The 17,560-nt window shown below is 66.5% G+C and carries 21 protein-coding genes and 1 pseudogene; 13 read left to right on the top strand and 9 right to left on the bottom strand.

All coding sequences use genetic code 11. From position 1 onward, the window contains the following. Positions 1-98 precede the first annotated feature (98 nt). The gene (locus tag AC1DYK_RS23510; RefSeq protein WP_478168518.1) at positions 99-656 is read left to right on the top strand and encodes a helix-turn-helix domain-containing protein; all 558 of its coding nucleotides are present in this window, start codon (positions 99-101) and stop codon (positions 654-656) included. On the opposite strand, the gene AC1DYK_RS23515 is transcribed toward AC1DYK_RS23510, so the two are convergent. Further along, a complete protein-coding gene (locus AC1DYK_RS23515; RefSeq protein ID WP_478168495.1) occupies positions 623-847 on the bottom strand; it encodes a hypothetical protein in 225 nt (74 codons plus the stop codon). The two genes, AC1DYK_RS23510 and AC1DYK_RS23515, sit on opposite strands and share 34 nt — an antisense overlap. 366 nt (positions 848-1,213) lie before the next feature. After that, the gene (locus AC1DYK_RS23520) at positions 1,214-1,426 is read right to left on the bottom strand and encodes a hypothetical protein (RefSeq protein ID WP_478168496.1); all 213 of its coding nucleotides are present in this window, start codon (positions 1,424-1,426) and stop codon (positions 1,214-1,216) included. Positions 1,427-1,923: 497 nt separating this feature from the next. Between AC1DYK_RS23520 and radC the strand changes: the two are divergent. The 7 genes and pseudogenes from radC to AC1DYK_RS23555 all read left to right on the top strand — a co-directional run. Further along, positions 1,924-2,355 (top strand): annotated as a pseudogene (gene radC, locus AC1DYK_RS23525) (RadC family protein); the annotation flags it as partial. 304 nt (positions 2,356-2,659) lie between these two features. Further along, positions 2,660-2,872 (top strand): hypothetical protein, encoded by a 213-nt coding sequence (locus AC1DYK_RS23530; protein ID WP_478168497.1) that lies wholly within the window; start codon positions 2,660-2,662, stop codon positions 2,870-2,872. Positions 2,873-3,306: 434 nt separating this feature from the next. Then, positions 3,307-3,549, top strand: a complete 243-nt coding sequence (locus AC1DYK_RS23535; protein WP_478168498.1) for a HigA family addiction module antitoxin — start codon at positions 3,307-3,309, stop codon at positions 3,547-3,549. Between the two features lie 180 nt (positions 3,550-3,729). Further along, positions 3,730-3,930 carry a transposase gene (locus AC1DYK_RS23540; RefSeq protein WP_478168499.1) on the top strand — a complete coding sequence of 67 codons (201 nt, stop codon included), beginning with the start codon at positions 3,730-3,732 and terminating at the stop codon, positions 3,928-3,930. A gap of 904 nt (positions 3,931-4,834) precedes the next feature. Next, complete coding sequence (locus AC1DYK_RS23545) at positions 4,835-6,979, top strand: ParB/RepB/Spo0J family partition protein (RefSeq protein ID WP_478168500.1); 2,145 nt, start codon at positions 4,835-4,837, stop codon at positions 6,977-6,979. 335 nt (positions 6,980-7,314) lie between these two features. Then, positions 7,315-7,581 (top strand): hypothetical protein, encoded by a 267-nt coding sequence (locus AC1DYK_RS23550; protein ID WP_478168501.1) that lies wholly within the window; start codon positions 7,315-7,317, stop codon positions 7,579-7,581. Continuing rightward, entirely contained in the window at positions 7,581-7,823 is a 243-nt protein-coding gene (locus AC1DYK_RS23555) for a hypothetical protein (protein ID WP_478088467.1), read from the top strand. Before AC1DYK_RS23550 ends, AC1DYK_RS23555 begins: the two co-directional genes overlap by 1 nt. A gap of 137 nt (positions 7,824-7,960) precedes the next feature. Here the strand turns inward: AC1DYK_RS23555 and AC1DYK_RS23560 are convergent, their stop codons facing one another. Further along, complete coding sequence (locus AC1DYK_RS23560) at positions 7,961-8,446, bottom strand: hypothetical protein (protein ID WP_478088469.1); 486 nt, start codon at positions 8,444-8,446, stop codon at positions 7,961-7,963. Positions 8,447-8,609: 163 nt separating this feature from the next. Then, complete coding sequence (locus tag AC1DYK_RS23565; RefSeq protein ID WP_478168502.1) at positions 8,610-8,867, bottom strand: hypothetical protein; 258 nt, start codon at positions 8,865-8,867, stop codon at positions 8,610-8,612. Between the two features lie 167 nt (positions 8,868-9,034). Here AC1DYK_RS23565 and AC1DYK_RS23570 point away from each other — a divergent pair, with 167 nt between their 5' ends. From AC1DYK_RS23570 to AC1DYK_RS23590, 5 genes are all read left to right on the top strand, one after another. Next, on the top strand, positions 9,035-9,589 hold the full coding sequence (locus tag AC1DYK_RS23570) for a hypothetical protein (protein ID WP_478168503.1): 555 nt from the start codon (positions 9,035-9,037) through the stop codon (positions 9,587-9,589). Beyond that, a complete protein-coding gene (locus AC1DYK_RS23575) occupies positions 9,582-10,655 on the top strand; it encodes a relaxase/mobilization nuclease domain-containing protein (RefSeq protein WP_478158568.1) in 1,074 nt (357 codons plus the stop codon). The genes AC1DYK_RS23570 and AC1DYK_RS23575 overlap by 8 nt, the downstream gene beginning before the upstream one ends. A gap of 404 nt (positions 10,656-11,059) precedes the next feature. After that, positions 11,060-12,268 (top strand): Fic family protein, encoded by a 1,209-nt coding sequence (locus AC1DYK_RS23580; protein WP_478168504.1) that lies wholly within the window; start codon positions 11,060-11,062, stop codon positions 12,266-12,268. A gap of 254 nt (positions 12,269-12,522) precedes the next feature. Then, positions 12,523-12,807, top strand: coding sequence for a ribbon-helix-helix protein, CopG family (locus AC1DYK_RS23585; RefSeq protein ID WP_478088477.1), 285 nt, complete (start codon positions 12,523-12,525; stop codon positions 12,805-12,807). 7 nt (positions 12,808-12,814) lie between these two features. Further along, positions 12,815-13,108 carry a type II toxin-antitoxin system RelE/ParE family toxin gene (locus tag AC1DYK_RS23590; RefSeq protein ID WP_478088479.1) on the top strand — a complete coding sequence of 98 codons (294 nt, stop codon included), beginning with the start codon at positions 12,815-12,817 and terminating at the stop codon, positions 13,106-13,108. A 245-nt stretch (positions 13,109-13,353) separates the two neighbouring features. On the opposite strand, the gene AC1DYK_RS23595 is transcribed toward AC1DYK_RS23590, so the two are convergent. The 5 genes from AC1DYK_RS23595 to AC1DYK_RS23615 all read right to left on the bottom strand — a co-directional run bounded on the left by AC1DYK_RS23595 (position 13,354) and on the right by AC1DYK_RS23615 (position 17,554). Continuing rightward, positions 13,354-14,475 carry a zeta toxin family protein gene (locus AC1DYK_RS23595; RefSeq protein ID WP_478168505.1) on the bottom strand — a complete coding sequence of 374 codons (1,122 nt, stop codon included), beginning with the start codon at positions 14,473-14,475 and terminating at the stop codon, positions 13,354-13,356. Further along, positions 14,472-14,948: a hypothetical protein gene (locus AC1DYK_RS23600; protein WP_478158570.1), complete on the bottom strand. Its 477-nt coding sequence runs from the start codon at positions 14,946-14,948 to the stop codon at positions 14,472-14,474. The genes AC1DYK_RS23595 and AC1DYK_RS23600 overlap by 4 nt, the downstream gene beginning before the upstream one ends. Positions 14,949-15,041: 93 nt before the next feature. Then, complete coding sequence (locus tag AC1DYK_RS23605; RefSeq protein ID WP_478168506.1) at positions 15,042-15,743, bottom strand: TraX family protein; 702 nt, start codon at positions 15,741-15,743, stop codon at positions 15,042-15,044. Between the two features lie 32 nt (positions 15,744-15,775). Beyond that, entirely contained in the window at positions 15,776-16,354 is a 579-nt protein-coding gene (locus AC1DYK_RS23610) for a phospholipase D family nuclease (RefSeq protein ID WP_478168507.1), read from the bottom strand. A 24-nt stretch (positions 16,355-16,378) separates the two neighbouring features. Beyond that, positions 16,379-17,554, bottom strand: a complete 1,176-nt coding sequence (locus tag AC1DYK_RS23615; protein WP_478158571.1) for an LPD7 domain-containing protein — start codon at positions 17,552-17,554, stop codon at positions 16,379-16,381. Positions 17,555-17,560 lie beyond the last annotated feature (6 nt).

The following is a 17,560-nucleotide window of genomic DNA, read 5'->3' on the forward strand; positions in this document are numbered from 1 at the left end:
CTGCGCCATCGCCGCTGCCGAGCGCGCGAAAGCCCCGATTGCCCGCCTCGCTCGCGCGGGCGCCTCTTCGTGCAGGGCCACCCGCGAAGAGCGAGGCCCTGCATCGTCTGGGCGAGGAGGTGCGCAACCTCCGGATCGCCCATGGACTCTCGGGCGGCGAGTTGGCTCGGCGTTGCGGACTCTCGCGGTCCATGCTCTCGCGCATCGAGCGCGGACTCGTGTCGCCCTCCATCGATACCCTGCATCAGTTGGCGCAGGCCCTGGAGGTCCCGCCGTCGCGCTTCTTCTGTCATCAGAACGCCCGGCCCGAGCTGTCCTTCGTGCCCGCCGGACGAGGCATCGTGGTGAACCGGCTCGGCGCGACCGCAGGGTTCCGCTATGAGCTGCTCGGCCACTCGCTGTCCGGCAACCTGCTGGCCGAACCCTACGTCGTCCGCCTGAAGCCGGGTGCGCGACCCTTCGTCGAGTTCCTGCACCCCGGGCGACAGTTCATCCACATCCTGTCGGGTCGCATCTGCTACCGCCATGGCGGCCAGGCGCTGGAGATCGGCCAGGGAGATTCGCTCTTGTTCGACACCAGTGCGCCCCACGGCGTCGAGCGGATCCTCGAGGAGCCCGTGAGCTACCTGATGGTGAGCGTCACCACGCGAAACTGAGACACCGGGCCGCTGTGGCTTGCCGTGGGCGGCCCCGCACCGCGCTCGCTCCGAAAGAGGCGCCGGCAGCGCATGTCGCGGCGCCACGTCGCGCCGGGACGTTCAGGTTCGTCGCGCTCGCGCTCGCTCACGGCCATGGTCATGGTCAAGGTCAAGGTCAAGGTCATGGTCATGGTCATGGTCATGGTCATGGTGCCGCCTGCGCGCCGAGCCATTCACCTGCTTGGGCGGTCGGCCGCATCACGAAGGCCCTGGATCGTCCGCATGCGCATGCGTCGACCTCTCAGGTCGCGTGCCATCCCGTGGTGCAGGTCCACGGCCCGCAGAAGGCTGAGATGCACCGTACTCGGCGTGCCACTGCGGACACACCCCAAGCGGGCTCAGCCTCTCGGTGACGGGGTACTGGCACCTGCGCGCGTTCGCGCGTTCGCGCGTTCGCGCGGCGTTGCATCCCATCCAGCAGTTGCCGGGTTGGCGAACGCCGCGCGAGTGGCTGGCTGGCACCGCCTGAATGATGCGCAGACCGCGGCGGTTCGCGCCACGTTCACGCGTGGGCGTCATCCCTGCTTGATCGCGTTCCCGCCGGAGATGCCGTCCCACAGCAGGTGGCCGGATCCCATCGATGCGGGTGTTGTCGGCAGGCCGCGCTGCATGAAATAGCGGTCCAGCGCGGCGCGCGCCAAAGGCGGCAGCGATACCCGGCCGCGTCGGACGCCTTCGCCGACGACGTGGAGATGGCCCGAAGCTTCAGGTTCGTCGCGTCGGGCCACCGGAACGGCGGTCGTCGTCCTCGCCGGGGTGGGCGTCGGGTCCGGCAGGGCGCTCCACCGGCTTCGCCGCTGTCGGGCTGCTCCAGGTTCGCGCCGTCGCGCTCTTCCCCTTCGGGGACTGCGTCTCGCAGCCCTCCAGGCCATTCATCTCTGCCATAGCGAGGGTGGGTGGGTTTGCCTGTGTGCGCCCACGCTACCCCGCCGTTCTCGCGTTCAAGGCCCTGCGCGCGCTTCGCGTGCTCGGCGCGTGGCCGCGCGCCTGCGGCGGCCTTGAGCGCTGCGCTGCGACGGGGTTCCCCAGCGTTGCAGGCAATCCCGCCTGTGCCTCTTCCCTGGAGCACAAGATGACTTCCTATACCTTCCGCCAGCAACGCATCGTCGACGCCCTGCGGGTTCTCATCGGGGACACGGCGCCGGCGATGTACGAGGCGCACGATCGGTCATTGCACAGACTTGCGGGCTTTGCGCGCGCGTCGCAGCTGCCGGGCTGCCAGCGTCTGGTCACGGGGCTCGAGCTTGCGCAGGAACTGCTGGTGGAGGAGCTGACCGCCCGCTCGGTCTTCGATTCGCCCAAGGCCGTCGCTGACTTCCTGAAGCTGCATTTCGCGGGTCAGCCGCACGAGAGCTTCGCGGTGCTCTACCTCGATGCCCGGCACTCCCTGATCGTGTTCGAGGAGATGTTCCGCGGCACGCTGACGCAGACCAGCGTCTATCCGCGCGAAATCCTGAAGCATGCGCTACGGCACAACGCGGCCGCATTGATCCTGGCGCACAACCATCCGAGTGGATCGACCGAGCCGTCGCGCGCGGACGAGTTGCTGACGAAGGCGCTGGGTACCGCGCTGGCGATGATCGACGTGCGGGTGGTCGATCACCTCATCGTCGCGGGAGGGCAGTCGCTGTCTTTCGCGGAGCGTGGACTGTTGTGACGCGTGGGGGCCTCGTGCCCCTTCGTCATTGCGTGTGACGAGCGCACTTCGTTCGAGAGATTCAGCGTGCCCGCCGCGCTGGCGGCGGGGTATTGGCAGGAGCAGGGCGGGCGGGCGGGGGGGCGGCGCACAGGAGTTGAGGCGTGCTTGCTGTTCCCGTGAGGATGCCACGCGGTGCTCGCCATCAAGGTCTGCGCGCCTGCGGCGCCGGCGGCCTGCGGCCGTCTCGAACCTTGAGCGCCGCGCGGTGGCGTGCCGTGGACGGTCACGGGCAATCCGCCCTCTACCGTTCCAGGAGAACGCCATGGCTTCCAACAATCCCTTCATCACCGACGAGCAGTTCGAGCTGCTTCTGGCCAACGGGCGCCTGGCACTGGCGTGCCAGGAGACCCGAGCGTCCATGGACCGGCTCACCTTTGAGCCGGTCGGTCCTGATCGGCATGCTGGACGCCGAAGTGCCCCCAAAAGCAGTCCTGGCGCACGCTGGCGGCCATCCGTCTTCGATGTGCCGCGTTGAACGCCTGACCGGCTCCGGTATCCCGTCGGGCCGGTCGTACAACCATCCGCACTTCGTCTTGCTCATGAAACGCACTCTCATCGCTCTCGCCGCCGCAGGTTTCGCATTCGCCGCCGGCGCTTCCTTCGCTCAAGCCGCACCCGCAGCCATTGGGCTTGCCACCTGGCAATGTCCTGAAGTTCCACGATGACTTCTGGCACGTCAGGATCAGCGACCCGTGGCGGCTCGCTTGGCAGTGGACCGGCGACGGCCCTGAGAACGTGAAGATCTGCGACCCGCACTGGCGCAGGCAGGGCGGCGCCCAACGTCCGGCGAACTATTCTTCCCAAGATGCGAACCGCCCTTGGGGCAGAAAGGCAAGAGCCCATGTTCAAGAATGGAATGCGTCCGGTTCATCCCGGCGAAACGCTCCGGACTTTCTGGAGCCCCTCAAGATGAGCGCCAGTGCGCTCGCAAAGGAACTGCACGTCGCAGCGGCGACCATGAACGACATCGTGCGCGAGCGCCGTGGCGTGTCCCCCCTGATGGCCCTGCGCCTGTCCCGCTACTTCGGCGGCTCGGCGCAATGGTGGCTCAACATGCAAAGCGTCTACGACCTCAAGCTGGCCGAGAAGGAGGCCGCGAAGCAGATCGAGAAAGAGGTGCGGCCCCGCGAGCATGCGGTCACCTCCGCCTGATCCAACCGCCCCAAGGAAAGCCCGCCGCGTGCGGGCTTTTTTGCGCGCCCATACCGCGCCGATACCACGGTCCTCGAATCCCGTGGGCTTCGATGCAGGTCCGCGGCAGCGCAGGCGTGGCCGACTTGCCAGGGCGTCGCCCATCGAGTCGACCATGGATGACGGGAGATACCTTCATGCATGGAGATCACGCCAGCCCAATTCGCCCAGATCGAGCACTGCCTGCCTTTGCGGCGCGGCAATGTCAGTCTCTCGAATTTGGACGTGTTGAATGCGCTCCTTCATGTTGCAGAGCACGGATGCAAGTGGCGCGGCCTGCCCAAGCGCTTCGGCCACTGGTGCCAGGCGACACGACAGACTGCCCCCCCCATGACGACATGAGGAATTGACCCCGCTCATGGCAGGAGGCCAAGATGGAAGGCAACGTGTTCGACAGGCGATGCAGGCACCGGAGGACATGGAGGCGATGCTTGAACTGGCGTCGCTCGGCTGGGGCGCCAAGCGCATCGTCAACGCGTTGGGGTGCAGCCGCAACACCCTGCGGCGATACCTGCGCCAAGGCGGCTGCCCCCTCTGGAGGGACCGATTAGGCGTGAGCGCAAAGCGCGAGGGGCGTAGCCCCTGGTGGGTGGGGGATGCCGGGTGGGAGCGCGAAGCGCGGGCGGAGGCCGAAGGCCGGAGGAGCCGGCGGGGGCGAGCATCATGCGCAGAACGTCCGACAGTTCCATGGCACACGCCTTGCCCATCCTATGGGCACGCATGACGATGCCTCGATAGCCTCCTTCGAAGGTTCTCTTTGGATGCAGGGCGCCCCACCGGCTTCGCCGCTGTCGGGCTGCTCCAGGTTCGCGCCTTCGCGCTCATCCCCTTCGGGGACGGCCTGCGGCCGCCTTGCGCATCCCTGGCGCGCGGGACTGCGTCCCTTGAACCTCCCTGATCAGACTGCCTGCGGCAGGTGGAGGCGCTCGCCGCGCGGCGGTTGAGGTGCGCGTCGGCCTCGGGCCGTGCTGCCGTTCTCCTGCGTCTTTCGCCTTGTCCGGTGACTCTGCGCCCGCGGGGCCGGGGGACCGGCTTCGCCTGCAAGGGGGTTTTCATAAGGCTGCGCCTTACAAACCTTCCCCCTTGCTCCCCCGTCCCCGCCGTCGCTGCCGTTCACCGGGCGAAAGACTCAGGAGAACGGCGGACAGCTCCGGGCAGGAGACCGATGCACACCGCACCCCTTCATCGAAGGGCTCCAGATCTAGAAGCCCGGCATCCCTTCAACTTCAACTGCAAAGGAACCGACATGACTGCTGCTGCCCATATCGCTGCCAATCCCGCTGCCGCTGTCCAGGACACCGCCGGAGGCACGACCGCGCGCAAGCTCAACGGGGCGAAGGCCCCGAGGAGGCCCAAGGCTTCAGAAACCCGCCAGCTAGCGAAGCCGAAAGCGCCCACCAAGGCGTCCATGAAGGCCGCCGCCCCTGTCGCCGCGCCTTCACCTGCTGCCCGCGACGTGCTGGTGCCGCTGAATCAACTCGTGCTCAGCCCCGCCAACGTGCGGCGGGTGTTCCACGAGGACGGCATCGCCCAGCTTGCCGCTCTCATCGAGTCGCAGGGGCTGCTGCACCGCCTCGCGGTGGTCGCGCAGGCGGATGGGGGCTTCGCGGTGGTGGCCGGCGGCCGCCGGTTGCGCGCCATGCACCAGCTCGTCGCCGAGGGCCGGTGGAACGCCTCGCAGCCCGTGGAGTGCAGGCTCTACGACGACGCCCGCGCCGCCGAGGTGTCGCTCGCCGAAAACTCGGGGCGCGAAGCGATGCATCCCGCCGACGAGATGGAGGCTTTCCGCACACTGGTCGAGGAAGGTCTCACGGTCGCGCAGGTCGCGGGCCGCTTCGGGGTGAGCGTGCTGACGGTCGAGCGCCGCCTGAAGCTCGCCCGCCTTGCCCCCCGGTTCCTCGCGATGTACCGCACCGACGAGATCGAGCCGGACCAGTTGCAGGCGCTCGCGCTGACAGAGGACCATGCGGCACAGGAAGCCGTCTGGGATGGCCTGCCGGCCTACGACCGCGATGCATGGACGATCCGGCGCTTGCTCACCGAACAGTCGTGCGCGGGGGACAGTCGATTGGCCCGGTTCGTTGGCATTGAAGCCTACGAGGCCCGGGGCGGTCGGGTGCGGCGTGACCTCTTTGCCGATGACGACGATGCGAGGAGCGTCTACCTGGACGATTCCACCCTCTTGCAGATCCTGGCGATGGAGAAGCTGCTCGCCCTGGCCGAGGAGGTGCGCGCCGAAGGCTGGGGCTGGGCCGATTGCCTGACCGAGGGCGACCACCTCGCGCTGCGCAGCTATGGCAGCGAGGCGCAGGCCGAGCGCGAACCGACACCGGAGGAAGCGCAAGCCATCGAGGCGATGGAAGCCGAGCGCGACCGTCTGGCCCAGGCCTACGACAGGAACGAGGACGGAGGGGACCCGGACGCCGACAACTACGCGGCCGAGGAACAGCGCCTGTCCACCGCCATGGACGACCTGGACGACCGGCTCGACACCGCGCGTGCGACCTTGCGTGCGTGGACGCCTGAACAGATGGCGCGCACCGGCGCGTTGCTTCGCATCGACCACGCCGGACGGGTGACTGTCCACCGCGGCTTGATCCGACCCGAGGACCGGAAGGCGGGCGCAGGGCCGGGTGCTGGCGGCCCCGACTCTTTGTCGAGGAGCGGCACGGTAGAAGGCAGGGACGAGGGGGCCACGGAGGACACGCGCAAGCGCCCCGAGTTCAGCGAGAAGCTCATGCGCGACCTGACCGCCCACCGCACCGCTGCCATTCAGGCCGCACTGACCCAGAACCCGCAGGTCGCGCTGGTCACGCTTGTCCACCGGATGGCCGAGACCGTCTTCGGCCAGTACGGACGGGGCAACGATGTGGTGAAGGTCAGTGTTCGCCTGACCAGCGACTACAGCCTCGCGCAGATCGCGACCGGCTACGAGAACTCCCCGGCCTGCGCGATCCTCGGCCCAGCCGAGACGCAGTGGGGCGACCGGCTGCCGGGCAACCCGGAGGCGATGTTCGACTGGCTGCTCGGGCAAGACCGCGAGATGCTGCTCGACCTGCTGGCCTATTGCACCGCGCGCAGCATCGACGCGGTGGCGGGCCGCGAACGCTCGCGCGACCAGAGCGATGCGATCGTCAAGGCGCTCGGCATCGACATGGCCGACTGGTGGCTCCCGACCCCGACGACCTACCTGTCCAGTGTCAGCAAGGCCAAGGCGCTCGAGGCCGTCAAGGAGGCCACGGGTGTCGACGCGACCCACACCGTCGCCAAGATGAAGAAGGCCGAACTCACCGCCTACTGCGCCCGACAACTCGAAGGCACACGCTGGCTGCCGAGTCCGCTGCGGATCGTCCATGCGCCCGTGAACGGCGAAGGCCCCGACCACGCGTGACCTGCCTCTGCCCGCTGCCCCGGTTCGGAGGCCTCGTCCTCCGAGGGGCATGCGGCTTCCATCCTTTCCCCCAGGAGCCCTTCATGAACATCCGGACTTCACTCACTTTGTGGGCCACCGCAGTGGTCTGCCTCACCGGGGCCGCCGTCGTCATCGTGGTTCATTCCGATGCCGGCACGCCCACCCGACCCACGGGCTTTCAAACCAGGTTCCAGCCGGCCCTCCGGCCGGACGCTCGCATCGGGAGCTTCAGGCCCCCACGCCCGTGCCACTCGATGACCCTGCACACCCTGGACCCGCGCGTACGTCGGGTCCCACCGCGGAGGAACGTCGCCATGGCAACGCGCAAGCCCACCCCTGAAACGGCCGGAGCTGCCACCGAGGCAGCCTCCCGCGCGCCGCTGAGTCGATTCGAAGGACACTGTCTGTGCCGGCGAACGCGCGAGTGCGAAGAGCTGCTGCAACTGGCCGTGCTCGGCATCGAACAGACCCGCGAGCGGCACGCGCCCGATGCCGACCTGCGCGAGATCGCCGAGCACCTGACGAAGGCCGAACGTCACGTCGAGATCGCCCGTCGTCTCGCTGCCCGCTGGAGCGAATGATGGCCACGAAATCCGTCAAGCCGGTGACCCGGGAGACTTCGGCGTTGGTGCGCGAGCGTGGGCTTCGCGCGGTGATGGTGACGATCGTGGGCGGCGTGATCGAGCTTCGTGCGAAAGGCCTGCGATCGCGAGAGACCGTCGATGTGGCCTGGTGCTACTACGCGGCAGTCAAGCAGCGCGTCGCCTTCGAACGCGCCGAGCGTGCTCGGGAGGGAAGGGCGAAGAAGGGTCGGGCGGGTTGATCCCGCTTCTCGGGCAGGCCCGTCGGCGACCGCTGGCGGGCTCCCTCGTCGCCGACGTTCGGCATGCCGAACAGCGAGCCCGGCTTCGCACCGTCGAGCGAGGCACTGCGAGGCTGCCTGTTCGGCGCAGACACGGTTCAGGGCTTCCTGCGCAGCAGTCGGTCCAGTCGGCTTCGCGGCTTCGATGGAATCGCGGGCTTGGCGTCGCGGTAGGCGGCGCGCTGCGTTCGCAACGCTGCGGCGAGGGCGGCCACACTGGCGCCGTCGTAGTGCCAGATGCCCGTCACGGCCAGACAGCCGATCCTTCCGCCCTGAGGCTTCGGTGATACCCGGATATTCCGTACGCCGATGCTCTGCAGGATCTCGGATCGATATGAGGCGAGCGACGCCTCCCGACCCACGAATTCGGGAACGTCCCGGCTCAGTTCGATGCCGATCATGTGGACGGATGGATGACGCTCGGCGATGAAATTCACCACTTCGGCCAGCACGAGCCGTGGCAATGCGCCGGCCCGAAAACCCTCGAAGTCGACGGTCATGAAGTTCTCGACCAGCACCTCGGTTCCGTCGGAACTCAGCGTCACCGACTGCACGCGTCCGATCAAGGCTTCGCCGTCGAACACATCGATGGGTTTTCCGGGCACATAGGCGCGGCCGTCGGGGCCCGTGAGCCGCAGCCTGATGCCGATCACGCGGATCGCGACGAGTGCGTGTGGCCCGCACAGGGTCGTTCATGGTGCGCCGCGTTGGCTGCGCCGGCGGCGAGTTCTGGATGGTCCTCTGTGATCATGGACGCAGCTTATCGGCGTCGAGCGCTGCGGCCTCAGCTTCGAATCGAAGCCGCGAAGCGCACTCGTGAAGCATGTCGCAGTCCGATGAAGTTTCGTCGTCGACGATGTTCGGCGTGCCGAACACGCCGGCAACAATCGACGCCGCATCGGCTTCCTGGACGGGACACGCACACGGTGTTCGGCGTGCCGAACACATCGAGATGCGCTGCTTCGAGGCATCGTGAGAACGTTCGCATGCGTTCAGGCGGGTCATCGTTGTTCGGCATGCCGAACGGGTCCCAGATTTGCCCATTGAGTGCCTCCAAGCTTAACGCTGTAAGGAGCGAGGTAGATGTTCGGCATGTCGAACGCTGAGGCCTTGTTTGGCTTTGAGGGCAGGATAGACTGGCGTCAGACATTGTTAACGTTCCATCGTTCACCATGGCCAGCGCGAACCGAACCGCCGTTGTCGGCACCCGCACCTCGAGCGAAACGAAGGCTCGTTTCGCTGCTCTTGCGGCAGGTCGCGGAGTCACCGAATCGGCGCTGCTCGCGTTGCTCATCGAGCAAGTGGTTGCCGACAACCCAGAACACGACGTTCGAGCGACGCTGTTTCGCATCGCAGATGAAGGTCCCGCCATCGACCGCCTGACGCTTCGCTTGCGGCCGGGCGACCGGGCTCTCGTCGATGCGCGGGCTGCAAGCCGTCGGATGAAGACCGCGAGCTACTTGTCGATGCTCGTTCGAACCCATGTCCGCGGAACGCCGGTGATGCCACCGCAGGAACTGGATGAGTTGCGCTGTGCGGCTGGCCTTCTGGGATCCATGGGACGCCAGCTCCGCGCCATGGCTTCGCAGTCCCCATGCCAATCCGATTGCACCGCGGATTTCGCGGAGCTGCTGGTCGATGTCGGTCGGGCCGTCGAGAGCGTTCGCGCGGGGGTCTCCGACGTTGTCCGCGCGAACCTCAAGAGTTGGGAGGCCGGCCATGCCTAGGCACATCGTCACCTTGCCTCGCACCGCGGGGATGGAGTTCGACATCGTCAGCTACGGCCGACGGGGACCCAGTGCACCCGCTTCGCTGAGCGTTGACCAGGTCGAGCAAGTGAAGCGAACGGTCAGCCGCACGCCCGAGGTGATGGTGAAGGTGTCCGGCGGCGCGCGCGATACAGGAGGCGCCCGAGCCCACCTGAAATACATTGACCGCCACGGGAAGCTCGACATCGAGACCGATGATGGCGTCGCAATGCGCGGTCGCGGCGCCGCCGAGCAACTTGTCGGCGACTGGCAACTCGACCTGTGCCGAAGCGAGCACAGACCGAAGCCGAAGGATGGCGAGAAGGACACGCGCTCCAAGCTGGTCCACAACATCGTCCTGTCGATGCCGGCTGGCACACCGCCGAAGAAGGTCTTGGCGGCCGCAAGGCATTTCGCGCGTGAGAACTTTGCGCTTCAGTATCGGTATGCCATGGTTCTGCATACGGACCAGGCCCATCCGCATGTGCATCTCGTCGTCAAGTGCGAGCACGAGTTCGAGCCAGGTCGGCGCCTGTATGTGCGCAAGGAGACGCTGCGCTCGTGGCGCGAGCAGTTCGCGGCGTTGATGCTAGAGGAGGGCGTGGCGGCCAACGCGACCCCGCGCCAGTTGCGGGGGACTCGAAAGGGCCTGAAGGATCCGATCCATCATCGGCTTCGCGACTTGAGAACAACCCAGGCAGCGAGCACGGATCGGTTCGCTGGTGGTCGACCGGCCCAGGACTCCAGCTTCATGCGGCGTCGGCTACTGGGTATTGGCAAAGACCTGCAGGCAGGTCGAGTGGTTTCGGAGGATGGCAAGGCCAAGCTGCTGGCGACGCGATCCGAGGTCCTGGATGGTTGGGGAGCGACGGCCGAGACGCTGCGACGCCAAGGGCTTGCCGATCTGGCGGGTCAAGTAGAGCGCTTCATGCAGAAACTGCCGACGGCTGTCGCCGACCGCGAGCACTTGGTACAGGGCTTGTTGGCACGCCTGAAGGCACAGCGCCATGCGCGGGGTCCCGCTCGGAGTGAGCGAAGCCGCTGAACGGCGAGGCTGTTGTCGTGCCAGCGCGCGGCCAATGGACGCACCGGCAACGCGAATTCGGACAGCGGGAAGTGCTCCCACACGCGAGCGGCTTGGGGGTCGCATCGAACTGCGGCTTGGGCGGCGTGACGGCCATGTACCCGGTGGGCCCGGCGCGATCCCGGATTGCGGTCACAGCGGCAACAACATTCACCGCGGCTGATCACCCGGCGATGCACACGCTGGGCGGCTGTTGACCGATGCCGCGTGAAGCTACCGCTTCTCCCCGCGGTTGAGTCTGAACGGGCAATCGAGCCGGCAAGAAAACCAGAAATCGAACCGGAATATCGATTGGGTGTGGCTTCTCTAAACCATTGTTATTCATAAGGTTTTCATGGAAAATAACGGAAACACAACCGGAAATCATGTCAGAAAAACCCAAGGCGATCGCGGTCTATGACCAGCCCCATCAGTTCGAGCCGCTGTTGCCGGCGCAGAACTTGGACGGGCTGATTGAAGCAACCCGCCGCGTCTTCGAGAAATCCGCACAACTGCGAGCCTCGGCAAGCCCTCAAGCACGGGATGCCCTGCGGGCGATCGTGCGCTCGATGAACTCGTACTACTCGAACAGCATCGAGGGGCAGGGCACGCACCCGGCAAACATCGAGCGCGCGCTCAGGCACGACTTTTCCGAAAAGCCCGACGTGGCCCTGCGCCAGCGGGTGGCCGTTGCGCACATCGAAGCGGAACAGGAACTCGAGCACCTCGTGTCGACGGAGGCGGCAGCCCTCAGCAGCGATTTTCTTCTGAAGGCACACACGGCCTTGTACGGCAGGCTTTCGGAAGACGACCGGCGCACGGACGATGGACGCATCGTTGTGCCGGGGGAGCTTCGCAAGCACGACGTCGCAGTCGGCCGGCATCAACCTCCGACCTGGCAGTCGCTACCCCAGTTCCTGGCGAAGATGGATGAGCGATATGGCCGGCTCAAGGGCGTCGATGCGGTTCTCTATACGATTGCGTCCGCCCACCACCGCATGGCGTGGACTCATCCGTTCGAGGACGGGAACGGGCGTGCTGTCCGGTTACAGAGCCACTGCGCCCTGTTCCCTCTCAGCGGTGGCCTCTGGTCCCCCAATCGGGCGCKGGCGCGCCMGCGCGAGGTCTACTACGAAATGCTCGACAACGCGGACAGTGCGCGGCAGGGTGATCTCGATGGCCGTGGAAACCTCAGCCAGAAGATGCTCTGGGAGTGGTGCCGCTATTTCATCGAGCTGTGCGAGGACCAGGTCACGTTCATGACCACCATGCTTGATCTTCCGAAGCTAAAGGATCGCATTCGCGCCTACGTGCTCGTGCGCGGGATTACGGACGGAATCGCCGAGTACCGGGAAGAGGCCATCTTTCCGCTTCAGACGGTCGCAACAACGGGTTCGGTCTCGCGGGGCCACTTCATCAGGATGACCGGCCTTGAAGAGCGCACAGCTCGCAAGGTCGTGTCGCGCTTCTTGGCCGACGGGCTGCTGAAGAGCGATGGCCACCGGTCGGAACTGAGCATCGGGTTCCCGATGTCTTCGCTCAATATTCTGTTCCCCAACCTGTATCCAGAGGCCGCAACGGCAGCTCTCGAATAGCTGGCGGCTCGAAGTCGATGTGGGGTCAGTTGCTGATATCGCTTGACACCGGCGAATCGGCCATCGGCGGGGAACCTGATGTGAGCAGTTCCGGCGCACACCGCTTCGTCATTGCAGAGCGCACCTCACCATCTGTTCAATTTGAACCGCGTCGTCAGCGCCTGCCAACACAAGGAGGAAGGTGGGTGTCGATGGCTCGTGTGGTACAAATGTGCTACATTGGGGTTCGCTCAGAAGGTCCAGGAAAGTTGCCCATGTCTACGACCACGATCCGAATGGAAGATGCCCTGAAAGCTCGCATCGCGGCGGCTGCCGAGCGAGCCGGAAAGTCGTCACATGCCTTTATTCTGGATGCGCTATCCGAGACGGTGGAGCGCATCGAGACGGACGACGAGTTGCATCGGATTGCCGACGAGCGGTGGGTTGCTTTGAAGCGGACTGGAAAATCGGTGGCCTGGACGGATGCGAAGGAATATTTGCAGGCCCGCGCTAGCGGCAAGAAAGCGCGCCGGCCGTCAGCGCGACAGCCTTCGCGCTGATCGAGTCATGGCTCGAATCGAGCTTGCTCCCGAAGTTCTTGACGACCTTGATCGCTTCTTGGATCACATGGCGCAGTTCGACGCGGTGGACATCGCTAAGCGGATCGAGGAAATCATCGAGGCCATCCAAGTGCTTGCGCATAGTCCTCAAATCGGCAGACCGGTGAAAGACGGAAAACGGGAATTGGTCATCGGCAGGGGTGCTAGAGGCTATGTCGCGTTGTATCGCTACTTGGCCGAGGTTGAGACGGTCTTCATATTGGCAATTCGCGCGCAGCGAGAATCGGGTTTCAAACATTGATCCCTTCGTGCAGGGGCGCATGACTTGGATCCGGCGAAGATCGCGAGATGGTGGAGATCCGGGGCATGGCGCTGCAACCGACACCCAACGGCAAGATTGTTTGGCTCCGCCGACATCTTCGATCGCGATGCGAATCGCCACAGTGCCCGCCGGGCCGTCGTCGTCTCGATAAATACCCGACATGTCGCTGATGGATGCGTTGGTGGCAAGGCGTGGAGAGCCCCTCGAGGCGGCCTTGGGTTCAGCTAGCGCGTAGGGGGATCCGTCGGCTTTTCTTTCGCCGCGATCCGCGCCATGTCGCCGCGTTCAATGCGCTGGGCGATGTTCTCCCGGGCATGGAGCACCAGGCGCGTCGCCTCGTAGTCCTGGTATTTTTCAGACTCGAGCATCGCCAGGCCCAGGGATTGCACGGCCCGTGCATGGTGGGGAAATTCCTTCACGAACTCGTTGCGTTCCATGGCCCGGAAGGCGGCGCCCTCGCGCGCCCATTGCAGCATCTGGGCGGCCGCAGGAACTGCTTCGCATCGCGCCACTGCCGCATCGCGCCATCGCAGCACCTCGCTCGCCACGTCGCGAGGCACTACGGGGTCCTGGACCAGGCGCCGCACCAAGGTCTCCCACCGCATGGCGGTCTGCACGAGTTCCCTCGGCGCCGGCGTGCGATCACGCTCTGCGTCCAGCGTGACCTGGGCACGCGTGGTGCGAAGCCATTCGCCTTGCGTCAATCGGTTCTCGTAGAACTGGGCGCCCCGGGGATCGATGATGCGCAGGCCATCCACGGCCCGGCGATCCTCCAGATGCCCCATCACATGGCGGACGTTGGCGAGCGCCGCGTCGTGCGCCGCGGCTGAAATGAAAGGCGCCGGCAAGCCGCGGGATCGCCACCGGTCGTAGCGCGCCATCAACGCGATGCGACTCAGGTCGGGATGGGTGCTGACGAATACGGCCTGCACCGCGTACGCGTCCTTGCGCAACGCGGCCGCCAGCCTCGGAATCGACCTCGCATCCTCCAGCTCGTCCTCGATGACCATGTGCAAGCGCTGCGCTCTCGCGTCCTCGACGGCGCGACCCAACCAATGCACGATGTTGGGCTGGATGGCAGGGAAATCGACGGCGCTGTCTGCATGGCTGGCCGGGTGGTAGGCCGTCAGACGCTCGATCGAGAGATGGATGGCCGGGCCTGCGGTCTTGAGCAACTCGCGCCGCAGCAGGGCTGCGGCCACCGATACGCCGGCCCCAGGTTGCCCGGCGACGAACATCGCGACCGGCTGGGGGGACGCGGGGATGCCCGCGAACAGGTCGGGTCGGACCCTGCGCTCGTAAAGACGGTCTCGCTCGGACGCGGAAAGATGGCCCGTTCGCGTCATTCGGCGGCCCCCGAAACGGTGGGATGGGCAGGAGGACCGTACCTCGCCAGAATCCGTGCGACGTCGGTGGCGCTCATCGGGTCGAAATCGGCGAGCAGCTTGCAGGCGGCGTCGCGTTCGTCGCGTATTCGCTCGAGTCGCCGGACGTCGGGAACTGCCAGGGCCAGACCTTCGTCGAGCGACGTCGTCAGATCGGCGATCGTCCGGTGCAGCAAGGCCAACGCCAACTCCGCGTCCAGCGAGGCATTCAGCGGGTCCCAGTAGCGCGGTTCGTAGTCCTCCACGGGCGGGATTGCCGCAGATCGAGAGGGCGCGTCCCGATCCTGGTCGATCGAGAAGCTGCGCAGGCGGACCGCCTTGGTCAGCATCATGCGCATCACGTCCGGCAATTCCATGCCGACCTCGGCCGCCATCCGATACGCTTCCTTCGCGATCGCGCGGTCGATTCGGAATCGGATGATCGGGCTTTCCATGGCGACGCGAGTTATAGCAGGCCGCGGGAGGCGTACCCCGGGGGCTCGGCGCTTTTTCGGCCCTGACGTGGGCCGGACCACGGGCAGCGAGGCTCAGGCCAGCTGCTTGACGAGCCAGATGACGCTCAGGTGGGCGGGGTAGAAGGCATAGAAGAGCCACCGGCAGCGCCTCACGGGAAGGGCCACCTGCGCGGCCGCCCAGATGAGCGGCAGGCCGGCGAGCGCCGCGAGGTTGCGGTTCACCACCCCCAGCGATGCGATCGCGGCCGCCCAAAGAGCAAACCGCAACGCCGTCGGCCGCCGGCAGAAGGCCCAGGCGCCGATGCAGCTCAGCAATCCGAACCACCAGAACTCGACCACCGCCCCCGCGAGGATGAACAAGCCGATTGCCAACGCCGTGCGGGTCCGGCCCCCGCCCTCGCGCAGCGCCACGAGGGCGGTTGCCGCGAGCAGCGTCCAGAGAATGTTCAGCGGCCACCCGCCGACAAGCGCCACGTAGGCAGGCGTCGCCACTGCGCCGAAGGCGAGAAGCCGCCACATCACTCTGCGGTGCACTCCCGCCGCCCAGGCGCCAGAGCGCGCGAGGTTGTACATCAGCACGAAGCCGAACAAGGGCATGACCATCCGGCCGAGGTCAAACAGGAAGACGAGGCGCTGGTCCCACAGATACTTGTTGACGTGGTCGAGCACCATCAGGATGAGCGCGAGCCACTTCAGGCCTTCCAGACTGCCGTCGGCGACCACGAAGCGTGCCTTGTGGGGGTGCGCGCGGGTCGATGTGCTGCGGGTCAGCATGATCGGACCGTCACGCGCATGCCAGGTTCAGGTCAGTAGGCCGGGGGCAGGTCCGTGCCCTCGTGCCAGAGACGCTGCCATTCGGTCGTGTACTGCGCCGCGATAGCGGGCGCGTTCCGAAGCACCAGCACGTTCTCGGCGTTGCGCCTGGCGGCCGAGGCGGTGTAGTTGAAGCTTCCGGTCTGCACGGTGGCGCCATCGACCACCATGAACTTGTTGTGCTGGAGCGCGTAGCGCGCATTGAGGCGGACGGGCACACGCTCGTTGGCCAGAAACCGCGCGGCCGAATAGTCCTTGGTCGCCTCGCCAGCGTCCACGATGACGACCACCTTCACGCCCGCGCGCGCGGCGTCGCGCAGTGCGACAGCGACCGGTCGGCTCGTGAAGGCGTAGGCAGCTACGAAGATCGATGATCGCGCGCCGCTGATCGTGTCGAGCACCAGGGGGAGCGCCTGTCCCGGTGTGAATGCTGCGAAGGCCTCGATCTGCAGGGATGGCGTCCGCTCCGCCGATGCCAGCGGCAGGCCGCTGCCGATCGCAAGGGCCGCTGCCAGAGTGAGCAGCCGGCTGGCGACATGTCGACGGCGCGAAGGGGACGAGTGGTCGGTCATGGTCATCCACAGGGTTGCGTCGCTTCATTCGCGTGTGGGCTCGGGTTCGTCCCTGCGGGGGGGCGTGCGGCCGCGCGCTTGCACCGGGGCATGCAGCGTGCGCGGTGGCGGCATGCCGATGCGTTCGCCTCGCTCCACGGCGTCGGCGAGGCTGTGACGGATCGCCTCGACCACCCTTCGCTGATCGTCGGGGCGCTGCGTCAGCCGGCGCGCAAACTGCCGCGCCAGTCTCAGGCCCAGCATGGCGCCTGCGAGGTCCGGATACTGGGCCAGCACGGCACTCGCGGCCATCTGGCCCTGGCGCACGACTTCGGCCTTTCGGCTGAGGGCTCTGACGTAGTCCGTCTTCTCGACCGTCCAGCCCATGCGCTGCGCGGCCTTCCTTGTCTCACCGACCAACTCACCGGCCTCATTGCGCCGCGCGACCCGGACCGTCACGGATCGGCCGCCCTGCTGCCGCAGGCTCACTTGGTCGCCAACCCGTACACCCGAACGGGATTCGGCCAAGGCGCGTTCGAGGTCCGCGCCCCAGAACGTGCGTTCGCCGGCCGGGGTCCGCACGCGCGCGTAGTACGACATGCGCTCACTCGGATCGAAGTGGTAAGGCGCCGCTGCGTGGGCGAGCAGCTCGCCGGTGACCGGCGGGCGAAGCCCGTCGGGCGTCGAGCGGATCTCGCGCGCTTGCAGTCCGGAAGGGGACCGTTCGGTCGCGGTTGGGCCGCGTTCGGTGATTCGTTCCCCGCCTCGTTCCGCGCCGTCTGTCCCTGGCGGCCTGCGGTCCCGGGCCCGCTGCAACTGCTGGCTTTCGAGATCCGTCGGCGCGTAGCCCCGCACCTCGATGTCCAGCAAGCTCGCTTCGCGCCACACCGCGCGCCGGAACGCCTCGGTGCCCTTCAGCTGAACCACCTGCCAGCCTCGCGCCTGCATGATCGCCACCACGCTATGGATCACCTCGAGGTTGTGCGTGCGCACCTTGAGCCGCGTGCCTTGGTCAACGAAAGCCAGCGTGCGATCGGGAAAGAAATAACGGTCGTCGATGCGCAGGAAGCGCCGGACCACGGCGTCCGGCACGACGCGGTTCGATGCGGCGCCGGGCCGCGGGGGCTGCTCGTCCACCATGCCAGCCCCGCCGTCCGGATCGCCGACGACGTGGTGGCTGGAGTTTGCCGGAGGGGTGGGATCAGTCGGATCGTGGGCCATGGGGGT

This window comes from Variovorax sp. P2_H12, from assembly GCF_056403395.1.